We start from the raw sequence: 13,488 nt of genomic DNA, 5'->3' as shown, positions 1-13,488 counted from the left end.
CCATGTCCGACAGCCAGCCGACCGATCCGGCCGCACCGACCGATCCGGCTGCGCCGACCGATCCGGCCGCGCCGACCGACGCGACCGCGGCGCTGGATGTGGCCGCGCCGGCCGATCCGGCCCCCACCACACCCCCGGCGCCCGCTGCCGTCCCGGCCCCGCGCTGGTGGAGCAGGCCGGAGCGGACCGCCCCGGCCCCCGACTCCGCCGCCTGGGGCCCGGCCGGGGCACCGGCGCCGGACCCGGGGCAGGCCGGCGGACACGGCCCGGAGTCCCCGGTCCCCTTCCCGGCCGCTGCCGCGGAGCCGCCCGTCCGCTACGACCCGTGGGCGGTGGCCGCCCCGCTCCAGGTGTTCGACACCGGCCGGACCCGGCCCCGCCGCCGCTGGCCCCTGGTGGCCGCCGGCGTCGGGATCGCCCTGCTGGCCGGCGGGATCGGCGGCTATGCCGGGGTGCTCGCCGAACGCCAGGCCTCCACCCGGCTGGAACTCCCGCAGGCGGGCCCGGAGAGCACCGACCGGGCCCCCACCAGCGTGGCCGGGATCGCCGCCACCGCCCTCCCCGGGGTCGTCACCCTGCACGTCAGCGGCGGCAGCGGCAGCGGCGGCACCGGAACCGGGTTCGTGCTGGACTCGGCCGGCCACATCCTCACCAACAGCCATGTGGTGGCCGGGGCCAAGCAGATACACGTCACCTTCAGCACCGGCGAGAGCGTGCCCGCCCGGCTGGTCGGCCGGGACGGCGGCTACGACCTGGCCGTGGTCAAGGTCAGCGGGGTCAGGGGGCTCAGCCCGCTCTCCCTCGGAAACTCCGCCAACGTCAAGGTCGGCGACCCGGTGGTGGCCATCGGCGCCCCCTTCGACCTGTCCAACACCGTCACCGCCGGGATCATCAGCGCCACCGGCCGCCCCATCACCGCCGGCGGTGGCGACGAGGAGGACGGCAGCGACATCAGCTATGTCGACGCCCTCCAGACCGACGCCCCCATCAACCCCGGCAACTCCGGCGGCCCGCTGCTGGACGGCCGGGCCCGGGTGATCGGCATCAACAGCGCCATCCGCGGGGCCGAGGAGGGCGACGGGGAGACCGGCGGCCGGCAGAGCGGCAGCATCGGACTCGGCTTCGCCATCCCGATCAACCAGGGGAAGCGGGTCGCCGAGGAACTCATCCGCACCGGCCGCGCCACCCACCCCGTCATCGGGGTCACACTGGACATGCGGTACAGCGGCGAAGGCGCCAGGGTCGGCACCGTGAACGAGGACGGCAAGCCGGCCGTGGTGCCCGACGGCCCCGCCGACCGGGCCGGGATCCGGCCCGGGGACGTCATCACCCGGGTGGACGGCCACCGGGTGCACGGCGGGGACGAGCTGATCATCAAGGTCCGGGCGCACCGCCCGGGCGACCCGCTGGAGCTGACCGTGCGGCGCGACGGACGGGAGCGGACCCTGAGGCTGGTCCTCGGTTCGGCGAACGGTTCGTGACGAGAGGATGAAAGCGGTAGCGAGGTGTCGATCCTCGCGCGACGGCGGGTACCTTTGTCGAGGCCCGATGGATGAGAGCCGAGGAGCGACAGGGTGTTCAACGACATAGGCGGCCTTGAGCTGGTCACCATCGTGGTGCTCGCGATCCTCGTCTTCGGCCCCGACAAGCTGCCGAAGGTCATCCAGGACGTCAGCGGGTTCATCCGCAAGATCCGGGCCTTCTCGGACAGCGCCAAGGACGACATCCGCTCGGAGCTCGGTCCGGACTTCAAGGACTTCGAGTTCGAGGACCTGAACCCCAAGACCTTCATCCGCAAGCAGCTCACCGAGAACGAGGACCTCAAGGAGATCCGCACCAGCTTCGACCTGCGCAAGGAGCTGGGCGAGGTCACCGACGCCGTCAACGGCACCGAGGCCGAGCCGGCCCCCGGGGCGCCCGCCGCGACCAGCGGACCCGATCTGCTGAAGAAGCCGGAGCAGCCCGCCGTGGACCAGCGGACCCGCTTCGACGCGGACGCCACCTGAGCCCTCCGCCACGCCGCCTGCGGGGCCCGGGCTGGCCGGGTGGCTATTCTCTCCATCTGTCCGGAGTCAGGACGCCCGAGGGGGGCCGGCCGTTCCGGGTCCCACGGAACGAGAGGCCGCACAGATGGAGACCACCAGCAGCCGGGTAGGAACCCAGCCCGCGTCGGAGCCCGCAGCCGAGCCCGCCGCGCAGCAGTCCGCCGGACAGCCCGTGCCGGCCGCCCGCCGTGCCGCGCAGGGCTATCTGGACGCCGACTTCCCCTGGTACGGACTGGACGAGGCCTTCACCGGGCAGCGCTGGCTGATGCAGGTCGGCACCGGCGCCGACGGCACCGTGGAGCACGGCTCGGTCGGGCACGGCGACGAGCCCTCGGTCCGCGGGGAGATCGCCACCGGGGAGAAGGAGCGCTTCGCCGTGGTCGTCACCGTGGCCAGCAACCCGCTCAGGCGCAGCGGAGACGGCACCGGAGTCCTGGAGGCCACCTCGGTGTCCTCGGCGGCCTGGCTGGCCGGCTCGGGGCTGCTGGCGTTCACCTGGCCCGGCCAGATGGACCACAACCTGCGCAACGACTGGCTGGAGCAGCAGACGGAGGCGGCCTGGGAGCTCGCCGACGACCTGGCCGGCCCCGACTGGTCCGCCCTGTCCCTGCCGGTGGACGGGGTACCGACCCCCTTCCACTACCGGGAGTCCGAGTTCGGCTGGGTGCTGGCCGGCTCCACCCCGGCGGGTGTGCACCTGGGCGCCTACGGCCGCGGCCTCAGCGCGTACGGCCTGGCCTTCGCCCAGACGGACCTGGCCGCCTACAGCTGACGCGAACGGCGGACGCGGACGGCCGGCCGGGAAGGAACCCGGCCGGCCGTTCGCGCGCGGCGGACCCGCGAAGACGGACCCGTACGGGCGGACCCGCGCAGGCGGGCCAGTACGGGCGGACCCGCGGAGGCGGGCCGCGCCCTCAGAACTTGTTGCGCGGGGTGATCCCCAGGGACATGCCCGCCAGACCGCGGGCCCGGCCGCCGAGCTTCCCGGCGATGGCCCGCAGCGCGGCCCCGGCCGGGGAGTCGGGGTCGGACAGCACCACCGGCCGCCCGTCGTCCCCGCCCTCGCGCAGCCGGACGTCGATCGGGATGGTGCCCAGCACCGGGACGTTCGCGCCGACCGTCTTCGTCAGTCCGTCGGCCACCTTCTGGCCGCCGCCCGAGCCGAACACGTCGACCATCTCGTCGCAGTGCGGGCAGGGCAGCCCGGACATGTTCTCGACCACGCCGACGATCTTCTGGTGGGTCTGCACGGCGATGGAACCGGCCCGCTCGGCCACCTCGGCGGCCGCCTGCTGCGGGGTGGTGACCACCAGGATCTCGGCGTTCGGCACCAGCTGGGCCACCGAGATCGCGATGTCGCCGGTGCCCGGCGGCAGGTCCAGCAGCAGCACGTCCAGGTCGCCCCAGAACACGTCCGCCAGGAACTGCTGGAGCGCCCGGTGCAGCATCGGGCCGCGCCACACCACCGGGGCGTTGCCCGGGGTGAACATGCCGATGGAGATGACCTTCACGCCGTTCGCCGAGGGCGGCATGATCATGTTCTCGACCTGGGTGGGCTTGCCCTCCACCCCCAGCATGCGGGGCACGCTGTGGCCGTAGATGTCCGCGTCCACCACGCCGACCTTCAGACCGTCCGCGGCCATCGCCGCGGCCAGGTTGACCGTCACCGAGGACTTGCCGACCCCGCCCTTGCCGGAGGCCACCGCGTACACCCGGGTCAGCGAACCGGGCTTGGCGAACGGCACCTCGCGCTCGGCGGTGCCGCCGCGCAGGGCCGTCGCCAGCTCCTTGCGCTGCTCGTCGCTCATCACGTCGAGGCTCACCGCCACCGAGGTCACCCCCGGCACCGCGGCGACCGCCTCGGTCACGTTCTTGGTGATGGTCTCCCGCATCGGGCAGCCCGACACCGTCAGGTACACCGTGACGGCGACCGCGCCGTCCTCGGCGACCTCCACCGATTTGACCATGCCGAGCTCGGTGATCGGCCGGTGGATCTCGGGGTCGTTCACCGTCGCCAGCGCCTCCAGGATCGCGTCCTGTGCGGGCCCGGCGGCGGAGCTTGTGTCGGTAGCCATGCCCCGATGGTACGGCCCGGTAGCCGGGCCCGGCACAGACCGCTAGCGGTCGCCTTCGTCACTCTCTAGCGGGAATAGACGGCGCTCGTCCATCTCCTTGATCAGATCCTGGAACTCGGACCTGATCCAGTCCCTGGTCGCCACCTCTCCCAGGCCCATCCGCAGTGCCGCGATCTCCCGGGTCAGGTATTCGGTGTCCGCGATGGACCGCTCGTTCTGCTTGCGGTCCTGCTCCAGGTTGACCCGGTCCCGGTCGTCCTGCCGGTTCTGCGCCAGCAGGATCAGCGGGGCCGCGTAGGAGGCCTGGAGGGACAGCGCCAGGGTCAGGAAGATGAACGGGTACTCGTCGAACCGGAGGTCCGCCGGCGCGAAGATGTTCCACAGCACCCACAGGATGATGACCAGGGTCATCCAGACGATGAACCGCCCGGTGCCCAGGAACCGCGCCACCCGCTCCGAGAGCCGGCCGAAGGCCTCCGGGTCGTACTCGGGCAGCAGCCGGCGGCGGGCCGGCCGCGGCAGGTCGAGCCGCACCCTGGGCCGCGACAGCGCGCTGGAACCCGAGCGCTCCCCGCCGTCCTCGCCCTTGGCCCGGCCGGCCTTCGCCGCCCGCTCGGCCTTCACCCGCTCGGCCTTCGTCCGGTCGCCCTTGGCCCGGTCGGCCCGAACCCGGTCCGCCAGCCCGTGCGCCCGGGCCTGCCGGCGGGCCTCCTCGCGGCGGGCCTCCCGGCGCTCCCGGAGCTGCTCCAGCCGGCCTTCCTCCCGCCGGGGCTCCCGGCGGTTCTCCCGGCGCGGCTCCGGCCGCGGATCGCGGTCAGTTCCCATGCGCGGCCTCCTCGGAGTGGAAGTCCGTCTCGCGCCAGTCGTCCGGCAGCAGGTGGTCCAGTACGTCGTCCACGGTCACCGCGCCCAGCAGCGAGCCGCTCTCGTCGACCACCGGCACCGCGACCATGTTGTAGGCGGCCAGATAGCTGGTCACCGCGGGCAGCGAGGCGTCCGGCCGCAGCGGCGGCAGATCGGCGTCCACCAGCGAACCGACCAGGGTGAACGGCGGGTCCCGCAGCAGCCGCTGGAAGTGCACGGTGCCCAGGTACTTGCCGGTCGGGGTCTCGTCCGGCGGCCGGCACACGTACACCTGGGCGGCCAGTGCCGGGGACAGGTCGGCCTGCCGGACCTTGGCCAGGGCGTCCGCCACGGTGGCGTCCGGCCGCAGCACGATCGGCTCGGTGGTCATCAGACCGCCGGCGGTGTTCTCCTCGTACGACAGCAGCCGGCGCACGTCCGCCGCGTCCTCCGGCTGCATCAGCGTCAGCAGCCGCTCCTGGTCGTCCTCCGGGAGCTCGGACAGCAGGTCGGCGGCGTCGTCCGGGTCCATCGCCTCCAGGACGTCGGCCGCCCGCTCCTCCTTCAGCTTCCCGAGGATCTCGATCTGGTCGTCCTCCGGGAGCTCCTCCAGGACGTCCGCCAGCCGGTCGTCGTCCAGGGCATTGGCCACCTCGGCCCGCCGCTTGGGCGTCAGATGGTGCAGTACGTTCGCCAGGTCCGCCGGACGCATCTGCTCGAAGGTGGCCACCAGGCTCTCGGCGCCCTGCCCGTGCTCCTCCAGGGAGAAGCCGGTGACGGCCGACCACTCCACCGTCAGCGTCTCCCCGCGCCGGCGCAGTGCGCCCGCCTTGCCCTTCCGGACGAAGATCCGGTCGATCTCCCAGTCGCGGCGGGCCGGCAGCTGCTGGATGGCCACGTCCAGCACGGTGGCCTCCTCGCCGGTGGCCACCAGCCGCACCCGGCGGTCCAGGAGCTCGCCGAGAACCAGCCGTTCGGTGGGGCGCTGCTCGAACCGGCGCATGTTGACCACCCCGGTGGTGATCACCTGGCCGGACTCGACACCCGTCACCCGGGTCATCGGCAGGAAGATCCGCCGCCGGCTGACCACCTCGACCACCAGGCCCAGCAGCCGGGGCGGCCGCCCGCCCACCCGCAGCATGGCGACCAGGTCCCGGACCCGGCCCACCTGGTCGCCGTTGGGGTCGAAGACGGGCACTCCCGACAGATGCGAGACGAAGATCCGCGGGGCGCCTGCAGCCATCCGAGCGCCTCCTGGAGCGTGTGTGTCCTGCACGGTTCTTCGGTGGTCCCGGCCGGGGCGCCGGTTCCGAGGCTCAGGCTAGCCCGTGCCACGGCAAACCGCGCTGGTGGGGCGGCCCGCCCGGGCCCGAGCCGCCGATCGGCGCCGGGTACGCTGCGAGCTGCCCGCCATCGACGACGAGAGGCATCCGCCCGTGACCGCCCCTTCCCCCGCCGCCCGGATCCGCCGGGCCGCCGGCGCCGGAGCCCTCTGCGTCGGCCTCGCCGTCACCGCAACGGCCTGTGGCGGCGGCGAGGATCCGGACAAGGGGACCAACGGGGTCGGGAAGCTGCCCGCCCAGCAGATCGAGGACAAGGCCCGCGCCGCGGCGCGGACGGCCGACTCGGTCCGGCTGTCCGGCACGGTGGTCACCGGCGGCAAGACCTTCACCCTGGACATGCGCCTGAGGTCCGACGGCGGCTCCGGAGAGGTGAAGTCCCAGGAGAACACCTTCGAGCTGCTCCGGGTGGGCGAGGAGCTGTTCCTGAAGGCCGACGCGGCCTTCTGGGGGGACTCCGAGGCCGCCGGGAAGCTCGGCGACAAGTTCGTGAAGGTGCCCGAGGGCGACCCCTCCTACAAGCAGCTGCGCGGGTTCACCGACATGAACGTGCTGCTGGACGGACTGCTCGGCCTGGAGGGCACCCTCGACAAGGGCGCCTACAGCAAGGTGGGGCACACCAGGACGATCCAGGTCGTCTCGGAGAAGGGGGCCGGCGGCCGGCTCGCCGTCTCCCTGGAGGGCACCCCCTACCCGCTGCGGATGGAGCGGGCCGGCGGCGCCGGGGCGGTGGAACTCGCCGACTGGGGGACCCGCTTCCAGATCGAGGCCCCGCCGGAGGAGCAGACCGTGGACTACGGCTCCCAGCTGCCCACCACCAGGGGCTCGGGCAGCCAGGGCTCCGGGACGGGCAGCGGCTCGGGCTCCGGCTCGGGCTCCGGCTCGGGCTTCGACCCCAGCCAGGGCTGACCGGACCGCGACGCCCGGGGGCCGCCGCCCGCCCGGCCTACTTCCCGGCCCGCTTCTTCCGCTTCAGCAGCAGCTTGGGCAGCGCCGCCGGCACCGGCCGCCGGGTGGTCACCGGCGAGGGCAGCGGCGGCGCCGCCAGCGAACCGTCCGGCAGCTCCGTCCGCACGGACTCCGGCTCAAGCCGCAGCAGCCGGCACTCACGCGCCCACCGCCCCGTCATCTCCTCGGAGTCCGGCGCGTTCAGCCGCTTCGTCTTCAGCTCGGCCGCGGCGGCGGCCCAGGCCTCGCCCTCCGGAGCCAGCTCCCGCACCCGGGCGGTCCAGGCCACCAGCCGTCCGCCCTTGTCCTTGCTGCGCACGGTCACCTCGGCGGTGCCCCCGTCCACCAGCCCCGGGAACGGCTGCTCCCCGGGACCGTCGCCCAGGACGTGGGCGGCGCCGTCCACCCAGGCGTGCCACAGGGCGCGGTCGGGCCCGGTGCCGCGGACCCAGATGAGCCCGGACTTCTTGGTGGCCTCCTCGACGAGGGCCTGTTCGAGCGTGCCGATAGTCATGGCCACAGGGTAGAGGGGGCGCCGCGGCCGCCTACAACCAGCCGTTGCGCCGGAGGGCCCGGTGGATGGTGAAGCAGATGCCGACGATGGTGACCATCACCATCGGATAGCCGTACTTCCACTGGAGCTCGGGCATGTGCTCGAAGTTCATCCCGTACACCCCGCAGATCATCGTGGGCACGGCGATGATGGCCGCCCATGAGGTGATCTTGCGCATGTCCTCGTTCTGCGCGACCGTGGCCTGCGCCAGGTTCGCCTGGAGGATCGAGTTCAGGAGCTCGTCGAAGCCGATGACCTGCTCGTGCACCCGGGCCAGGTGGTCGGCCACGTCCCGGAAGTACTTCTGGATGTCCGGGTCCACCAGCCGCATCGGCCGCTCGCTGAGCAGCTCCATCGGCCGCAGCAGCGGGGACACCGCCCGCTTGAACTCCAGGACCTCGCGCTTGAGCTGGTAGATCCGGCCCGCGTCCGCGCCGCGCGGCCCGCCCTTCCCGGCCGGGACCGCGAACACCTCGCTCTCCACCAGGTCGATGTCGTCCTGCACCGCCGCCGCCACCGCGATGTAGCCGTCGACCACGTGGTCCGCGATCGAGTGCAGCACCGAGGAGGGCCCCTTGGCCAGCAGCTCGGGCTCGTCCTCCAGCCGGTGCCGCAGGCCCTTGAGGGAGCCCTGGCCGCCGTGCCGGACGGTGATCACGAAGTCCCGGCCGGTGAAGCACATCACCTCGCCGGTCTCCACCACCTCGCTGGTGGCGGTGAGTTCGGCGTGCTCCACGTAGTGGATGGTCTTGAACACCGCGAACAGGGTGTCGTCGTAGCGCTCCAGCTTGGGCCGCTGGTGCGCGTGCACCGCGTCCTCCACGGCCAGCGGGTGCAGCCCGAACTCGGCGGCGATCCCGGCGAACTCGGCCTCGGTGGGCTCGTGCAGGCCGATCCAGGTGAACCCGCCGTCCCGGCGGACCTCGCGCATCGCGGCACGCGGGGTGGGACAGGCGGTGCGCGGCAGCCGGCGGCCGTCCCGGTACACGGCGCAGTCCACGACCGCGCTGCTCGCCGAGTGGTCACGGGTGCTGTCGTAGCCGGGCTGTACGGGATTGGACTTGCGCAGCGAGGGGCGCACGGCCGCACGCAGGTCGCGGATCATCGACATGGCAGGCTCCTTCGCACGGCTGCGGGCCGTACGGGTGGGAGGCCCTCCGCGGGGCGCGGTGCTCTTCGGCTACCGGCGACGGGCGGAAGGAACAGGACGACGGGGAGGTTGGCTGGTGCCGGTACTGCACGATCGACTTCGATCCACCGCAGCCCCACCTCCTCCGGCCGGTCCCCCGTGGGGGATGTCCTGTCCAGATGTCCTGTCCAGCGGTCAACAGTATCAGCCGACTGATGGTCAAAACCTTGGCTTTACCCGCCTCATATGAGTTCTATGCTCGTTCCATGGGAGATCTTCTGGCACGTGTCGAAGCCCGGCTCCGCACCGCGCTCGGCGAACCCGATGCCCGCGCCGCCGTCACCTTCCTCGGCACCGACCGCATCGAGGTGCTCCGGTTCCGCGGCTCCGACACCGGCGGCGAACTGGTCCGTTACGCCACCCTCGGGATGTCCGCGCAGCCGATGGCCGACCCGACCGCGGTGCTCGCGGACCCGCTGCGGGGGCCGCGGGCCGAACTGCTGCTGACCGTGCGGGCCGGGCTGGCCGAGACCGACAAGGTGCTGCGCCCGCTGGCCGTGCTGGCCTCCAGCCCCCAGGTGGAGGGGCTGGTGGTGGCCCCCGGCGCCTCCCTGGACCTGGGCGAACCGCTGTGGCCCGGGGCGCCGTTCGGATCGGTGCTGGTCGCCGAGCCGGGCGGGCTGGTCGAGGACCTGGAGCTGGCGGAGCCGATGGAGCCGGTGCGTTTCCTTCCGCTGCTGCCGATGACCGCGAACGAGGCGGCCTGGAAGCGGGTGCACGGGGCGGCGGCGCTCCAGGAGCGCTGGCTGGCCCGGGGCACCGACCTGCGCGATCCGCGCCGGGTGGCGGTGGCCCTCGACTGACCGCGGCGGCCCCTTCCGAGGGGGCCCGCCGCCCGCGGGGGGACGGATGGCATCCGGACGGGTGATCGTCCCTTGACGCGGCCCCGCGCGGGGAGGAACGTGGCTTCCCATGAGGGGCGAACCGAGTTGCCCGAAGTGCGGTGGCCGGGTCAGGGCGCCCGGTCTTTTCGCCGACTCCTGGCAGTGCGCTGCGCACGGCACCGTCCACCCCCTGCAACCCGTGATCCCGCCCAGTGTCGAGGGTCTCGGCGTGGTGGCGGCCCGGGCCCGGGTGCCGGTGTGGATGCCGTGGCCGCTCCCGGTCGGCTGGCTGTTCACCGGGGTCGCTTCGGCCGGTGACGACCGCAGCGGGGGCCGGGCCACCGCGGTGGCCTGCACGGGCCCCGGCCCGCTCGGCGGCATCGGGGAGCTGGTGCTGATCGCCGAGGAGCTCGGTGTGGGGCTCGGCGCCCGGTACGCGGGCATCGACGGCCCCGATCCCGGTGCCGGACTGGACATGGCCGGTCCGCCGCACGCCAAGGTGACCGCGGCCGGCCGGCCCACCCCGCTGTGGCACGTGTCCGGTACCCCCGACGACCGGGCGGTGTTCGCCGGCGAGGCGCGCGGGCTGTGGCTGTGGGCGGTGGTGTGGCCGGAGCAGTCCGGCCTGCTGATGTACGACGAGCTGGTGCTGACGGACCTCCGTGACGCGGGGGCCGAGGTGGAGCTGCTGCCCTGCGGGGCGCTGAGCCCGCGCATCCTGGCCGTCGACTGATCCACGGCCCGGCCCGGGTACCCTGGGGTGTCCCCTTTCGTCCGTCCTGCCCCGGGAGCCGTGCTGTGCGCATCGACCTGCACACCCACTCCTCGGCCTCCGACGGTACGGACACCCCCGCGCAGCTGGTCCGCCAGGCGGCCGCCGCGGGCCTGGACGTGGTGGCGCTGACCGATCACGACACGGTGCGCGGGCATGCCGAGGCCATCGCCGCGACGGCCGCGCTGCCGACCGGGTTCTCCCTGGTCACCGGTGCCGAGCTGTCCTGCCGGCTGGACGGTGTCGGGATGCACGTGCTGGCCTATCTCTTCGACCCCGAGGAGCCGGTGTTCGCCCGGGAGCGGGAGCTTGTCCGCGACGACCGGATCCCGCGCGCCCGGGCGATGGTGGCCAAGCTGCGGGAGCTGGGGGTGCCGGTCAGCTGGGAGCAGGTGGCCCGGATCGCCGGCGGGGGCTCCGTGGGGCGGCCGCACATCGCGACCGCGCTGGTGGAGCTGGGCGTGGTGGCGAGCGTCTCGGACGCCTTCACCCCGCAGTGGCTGGCCGACGGCGGCCGGGCGCACGCCGAGAAGCACGAGCTGGACCCCTTCGAGGCGGTCCGTCTGGTGAAGGCGGCCGGCGGGGTCACCGTCTTCGCCCATCCGGCCGCGGTCAAGCGGGGCCGGTGTGTCACGGACCAGGTGATAGCCGAGCTGGCGGCCGCGGGTCTGGACGGGATCGAGGTCGACCACATGGACCACGACACCGCGACCCGGGCCCGGCTGCGCGTGCTGGCGGGCGAGCTGGGACTGCTGACCACCGGCTCCAGCGACTACCACGGCAGCCGCAAGACCTGCCGGCTCGGGGAGTACACCACCGACCCCGAGATCTACGGCGAGATCACCCGGCGGGCCACCGGCGCCTTCCCGGTGCCGGGCGCGGGCGGACGCCCCGAGTAGCCGGGGCACCCCCGCCCCCGCTCCCCGCTTCCCCTCTTCCTTTTTCTTCCGGCCGGTCCCGAGGACCGGTCTTCCGCGCGCCCGGCCACGGCCGGGACCGCGCGCCCCCTGTTGTGTACGACCACTCCTGCAAGGCATCTCTGTGTTCGACTTCGCCGTCTTCGGATCCCTCTTTCTCACCCTTTTCGTGATTATGGACCCCCCGGGAATCACTCCGATCTTCCTCGCGCTGACCTCGGGGCGGCCCGCCAAGGTGCAGCGCCGGATGGCCTGGCAGGCCGTCTGCGTGGCGTTCGGCGTGATCGCGGTGTTCGGTCTCTGCGGTCAGCAGATCCTCGACTACCTGCACGTCTCGGTGCCGGCCCTGATGATCGCGGGCGGTCTGCTGCTGCTCCTGATCGCGCTGGACCTGTTGACCGGCAAGACCGACGAGCCCAAGCAGACCAAGGACGTGAACGTCGCCCTGGTGCCGCTGGGGATGCCGCTGCTGGCCGGGCCGGGCGCGATCGTGTCGGTGATCCTGGCGGTCCAGAAGGCCGACGGGGTTTCCGGTCAGGTCTCGGTGTGGAGCGCGATCATCGCCATGCACCTGGTGCTGTGGCTGGTCATGCGGTACTCGCTGGTGATCATCCGGGTGATCCGGGACGGCGGTGTGGTCCTGGTGACCCGGCTGGCGGGCATGATGCTGTCCGCGATCGCCGTGCAGCAGATCATCAACGGCGTGCTCCAGGTGATCCACTCCGCCTGACCCGGCTCCGCCTGACCCGGCCCTGGCACGCGAAGGCCCCCGCACCGAATCGTCGGGTGCGGGGGCCTTCGGCGTATCGGCAGGCTCAGGAGGACGCCGTCTCGGCCGGTCGGATCAGGATGCGCTGGCCGATCGCTGCGGCCTGTTGCACGATCCGGTTGACGGAGGCCGCGTCCACGACGGTGCTGTCCACGGCGTTTCCGTCGACATCGTCCAGGCGCAGAATCTCGAAGCGCATCGGCTTCTCCCTTCGTCGGTGTTCTCTCCTTGCACTGGGTCCAACGAAGTGTAGGGGGCAAACATTCCCTACGCTAAGGAAATTTTTTCACAGCCTAAAGATCTGCTGGTCAGGCGGTTCCCGGGACCGCCCCCGGGACCACCTCCGCGGCCGACCAGAACGAGGCCAGCGCGGCGGCCGTCGCCACCGGGTCCTCGGCGTTCGGCGAGTGCTCGGCGCCCGCCACCACCACCCGCCGTGCACCCAGCAGCCGGGCCATCCCGTCCATCAGCGGCACCGGCCAGGCGTGGTCCACCTCCCCGGACAGCACCAGCTTCGGCAGCGCCGTCCGGGCCAGCTCCGCCACCCGGTCCGGCTCGGAGAGCAGGATCCGCCCGGTGGCGATCAACTGCTCGGGCACGGTCGCCAGCCAGCGCCCGCGCAGGAACGCCGCGAGCCCCGCCGGATCCGGCACGGCGTCCGCCGGATCCGCCGCCCGCATCGCCTCCCACACCGCGGGCATGTCCTCCCGCATCGTCTCCAGAGCCGCCACCAGCAGCTTGGTCCGGGCCTGCTGCTCCTCGCAGATCGCCGCCGGCCCGCTGCTCATCAGGGTCAGGCTGAGGAACGGTCCCGGGTCCCGGAGCACCGCCGCCCGGGAGACCAGACCACCCAGGGAATGCCCCACCAGATGCACCGGCCCGCCCGCCGCGGCGGCCTGCGCCAGCAGATCGCGGGCCAGCTCCGCCAGCTCGTACGCCGACTCCTCGCGCGGCCCCGGGCTCTCGTACTGGCCTCGCCCGTCCACCGCGAGCACCCGGTAGCCGGCATCGGCCAGCGGCTCCAGCAGGCCGATGAAGTCCTCCTTGCTGCCGGTGTACCCGGGAACCAGCAGGGCGGTGCCGCGCTCCGGGCTGCCCGCCTCGTGCACGGCGAACTCGCCGCGGGCGGTCGACAGACGGCGGGCACGGGCGCACGGGGGCAGCGTCAGGCGCGGCGGCTTGCTCATGCCCGCCACGTTACTGGCCGGTCGCC

The 13,488-nt window shown here is 73.1% G+C and carries 15 protein-coding genes; 8 read left to right on the top strand and 7 right to left on the bottom strand.

The window, feature by feature from the left end; genetic code table 11:
* Nucleotides 1-2: 2 nt before the first annotated feature.
* The 3 genes from ACZ50K_RS08980 (at nt 3) to ACZ50K_RS08970 (ending at nt 2,817) form a co-directional block, all read left to right on the top strand.
* Nucleotides 3-1,481 carry a S1C family serine protease gene (locus tag ACZ50K_RS08980; protein WP_468899418.1) on the top strand — a complete coding sequence of 493 codons (1,479 nt, stop codon included), beginning with the start codon at nt 3-5 and terminating at the stop codon, nt 1,479-1,481.
* A 93-nt stretch (nt 1,482-1,574) separates the two neighbouring features.
* Nucleotides 1,575-2,006 carry a sec-independent translocase gene (locus tag ACZ50K_RS08975; protein ID WP_468899415.1) on the top strand — a complete coding sequence of 144 codons (432 nt, stop codon included), beginning with the start codon at nt 1,575-1,577 and terminating at the stop codon, nt 2,004-2,006.
* Nucleotides 2,007-2,130: 124 nt separating this feature from the next.
* The gene (locus ACZ50K_RS08970) at nt 2,131-2,817 is read left to right on the top strand and encodes a hypothetical protein (protein ID WP_468899413.1); all 687 of its coding nucleotides are present in this window, start codon (nt 2,131-2,133) and stop codon (nt 2,815-2,817) included.
* Nucleotides 2,818-2,959: 142 nt separating this feature from the next.
* Here ACZ50K_RS08970 and ACZ50K_RS08965 read toward each other — a convergent pair whose 3' ends face one another.
* The 3 genes from ACZ50K_RS08965 to ACZ50K_RS08955 all read right to left on the bottom strand — a co-directional run bounded on the left by ACZ50K_RS08965 (nt 2,960) and on the right by ACZ50K_RS08955 (nt 6,206).
* Nucleotides 2,960-4,120 (bottom strand): Mrp/NBP35 family ATP-binding protein, encoded by a 1,161-nt coding sequence (locus tag ACZ50K_RS08965; RefSeq protein WP_468899410.1) that lies wholly within the window; start codon nt 4,118-4,120, stop codon nt 2,960-2,962.
* Nucleotides 4,121-4,162: 42 nt separating this feature from the next.
* Entirely contained in the window at nt 4,163-4,744 is a 582-nt protein-coding gene (locus ACZ50K_RS08960) for a DUF1003 domain-containing protein (protein ID WP_468899911.1), read from the bottom strand.
* Nucleotides 4,745-4,934: 190 nt separating this feature from the next.
* Nucleotides 4,935-6,206, bottom strand: a complete 1,272-nt coding sequence (locus tag ACZ50K_RS08955) for a magnesium transporter MgtE N-terminal domain-containing protein (RefSeq protein ID WP_468899408.1) — start codon at nt 6,204-6,206, stop codon at nt 4,935-4,937.
* A gap of 193 nt (nt 6,207-6,399) precedes the next feature.
* On the opposite strand from ACZ50K_RS08955, the gene ACZ50K_RS08950 reads away from it, so the two are divergent.
* The gene (locus ACZ50K_RS08950; RefSeq protein WP_468899405.1) at nt 6,400-7,212 is read left to right on the top strand and encodes a hypothetical protein; all 813 of its coding nucleotides are present in this window, start codon (nt 6,400-6,402) and stop codon (nt 7,210-7,212) included.
* 37 nt (nt 7,213-7,249) lie between these two features.
* On the opposite strand, the gene ACZ50K_RS08945 is transcribed toward ACZ50K_RS08950, so the two are convergent.
* Nucleotides 7,250-7,765: a hypothetical protein gene (locus ACZ50K_RS08945; RefSeq protein ID WP_468899403.1), complete on the bottom strand. Its 516-nt coding sequence runs from the start codon at nt 7,763-7,765 to the stop codon at nt 7,250-7,252.
* Between the two features lie 31 nt (nt 7,766-7,796).
* On the bottom strand, nt 7,797-8,915 hold the full coding sequence (locus tag ACZ50K_RS08940) for a magnesium and cobalt transport protein CorA (RefSeq protein ID WP_468899400.1): 1,119 nt from the start codon (nt 8,913-8,915) through the stop codon (nt 7,797-7,799).
* Nucleotides 8,916-9,199: 284 nt separating this feature from the next.
* Between ACZ50K_RS08940 and ACZ50K_RS08935 the strand changes: the two genes are divergently transcribed.
* From ACZ50K_RS08935 to ACZ50K_RS08920, 4 genes are all read left to right on the top strand, one after another.
* The gene (locus tag ACZ50K_RS08935) at nt 9,200-9,796 is read left to right on the top strand and encodes a suppressor of fused domain protein (RefSeq protein ID WP_468899399.1); all 597 of its coding nucleotides are present in this window, start codon (nt 9,200-9,202) and stop codon (nt 9,794-9,796) included.
* A gap of 109 nt (nt 9,797-9,905) precedes the next feature.
* The gene (locus ACZ50K_RS08930) at nt 9,906-10,550 is read left to right on the top strand and encodes a DUF6758 family protein (protein WP_468899397.1); all 645 of its coding nucleotides are present in this window, start codon (nt 9,906-9,908) and stop codon (nt 10,548-10,550) included.
* A gap of 65 nt (nt 10,551-10,615) precedes the next feature.
* Nucleotides 10,616-11,488 carry a PHP domain-containing protein gene (locus ACZ50K_RS08925; RefSeq protein ID WP_468899394.1) on the top strand — a complete coding sequence of 291 codons (873 nt, stop codon included), beginning with the start codon at nt 10,616-10,618 and terminating at the stop codon, nt 11,486-11,488.
* 142 nt (nt 11,489-11,630) lie between these two features.
* Entirely contained in the window at nt 11,631-12,236 is a 606-nt protein-coding gene (locus tag ACZ50K_RS08920) for a MarC family protein (RefSeq protein WP_468899392.1), read from the top strand.
* Between the two features lie 85 nt (nt 12,237-12,321).
* Here the strand turns inward: ACZ50K_RS08920 and ACZ50K_RS08915 are convergent, their stop codons facing one another.
* Nucleotides 12,322-12,474 carry a hypothetical protein gene (locus ACZ50K_RS08915; RefSeq protein ID WP_468899390.1) on the bottom strand — a complete coding sequence of 51 codons (153 nt, stop codon included), beginning with the start codon at nt 12,472-12,474 and terminating at the stop codon, nt 12,322-12,324.
* Between the two features lie 109 nt (nt 12,475-12,583).
* Nucleotides 12,584-13,462, bottom strand: a complete 879-nt coding sequence (locus tag ACZ50K_RS08910; protein ID WP_468899387.1) for an alpha/beta fold hydrolase — start codon at nt 13,460-13,462, stop codon at nt 12,584-12,586.
* Between the last annotated feature and the right edge of the window lie 26 nt (nt 13,463-13,488).

This window comes from Streptomyces sp. NPDC033845 (assembly GCF_055576225.1).
The sequence above is the reverse complement of the archived record's forward strand: the minus strand, read 5'-3'. Positions and strand labels throughout refer to the sequence as shown.

Bases quoted from the DNA above. Each gene is read 5' to 3' on its own strand.
- ACZ50K_RS08980 (WP_468899418.1), top strand. From the start codon at position 3: ATGTCCGACAGCCAGCCGACCGATCCGGCCGCACCGACCGATCCGGCT.
- ACZ50K_RS08940 (WP_468899400.1), bottom strand. From the start codon at position 8,915: ATGTCGATGATCCGCGACCTGCGTGCGGCCGTGCGCCCCTCGCTGCGC.
- ACZ50K_RS08955 (WP_468899408.1), bottom strand. From the start codon at position 6,206: ATGGCTGCAGGCGCCCCGCGGATCTTCGTCTCGCATCTGTCGGGAGTG.
- ACZ50K_RS08965 (WP_468899410.1), bottom strand. From the start codon at position 4,120: ATGGCTACCGACACAAGCTCCGCCGCCGGGCCCGCACAGGACGCGATC.
- ACZ50K_RS08970 (WP_468899413.1), top strand. From the start codon at position 2,131: ATGGAGACCACCAGCAGCCGGGTAGGAACCCAGCCCGCGTCGGAGCCC.
- ACZ50K_RS08945 (WP_468899403.1), bottom strand. From the start codon at position 7,765: ATGACTATCGGCACGCTCGAACAGGCCCTCGTCGAGGAGGCCACCAAG.
- ACZ50K_RS08930 (WP_468899397.1), top strand. From the start codon at position 9,906: ATGAGGGGCGAACCGAGTTGCCCGAAGTGCGGTGGCCGGGTCAGGGCG.
- ACZ50K_RS08910 (WP_468899387.1), bottom strand. From the start codon at position 13,462: ATGAGCAAGCCGCCGCGCCTGACGCTGCCCCCGTGCGCCCGTGCCCGC.
- ACZ50K_RS08915 (WP_468899390.1), bottom strand. From the start codon at position 12,474: ATGCGCTTCGAGATTCTGCGCCTGGACGATGTCGACGGAAACGCCGTG.
- ACZ50K_RS08935 (WP_468899399.1), top strand. From the start codon at position 9,200: ATGGGAGATCTTCTGGCACGTGTCGAAGCCCGGCTCCGCACCGCGCTC.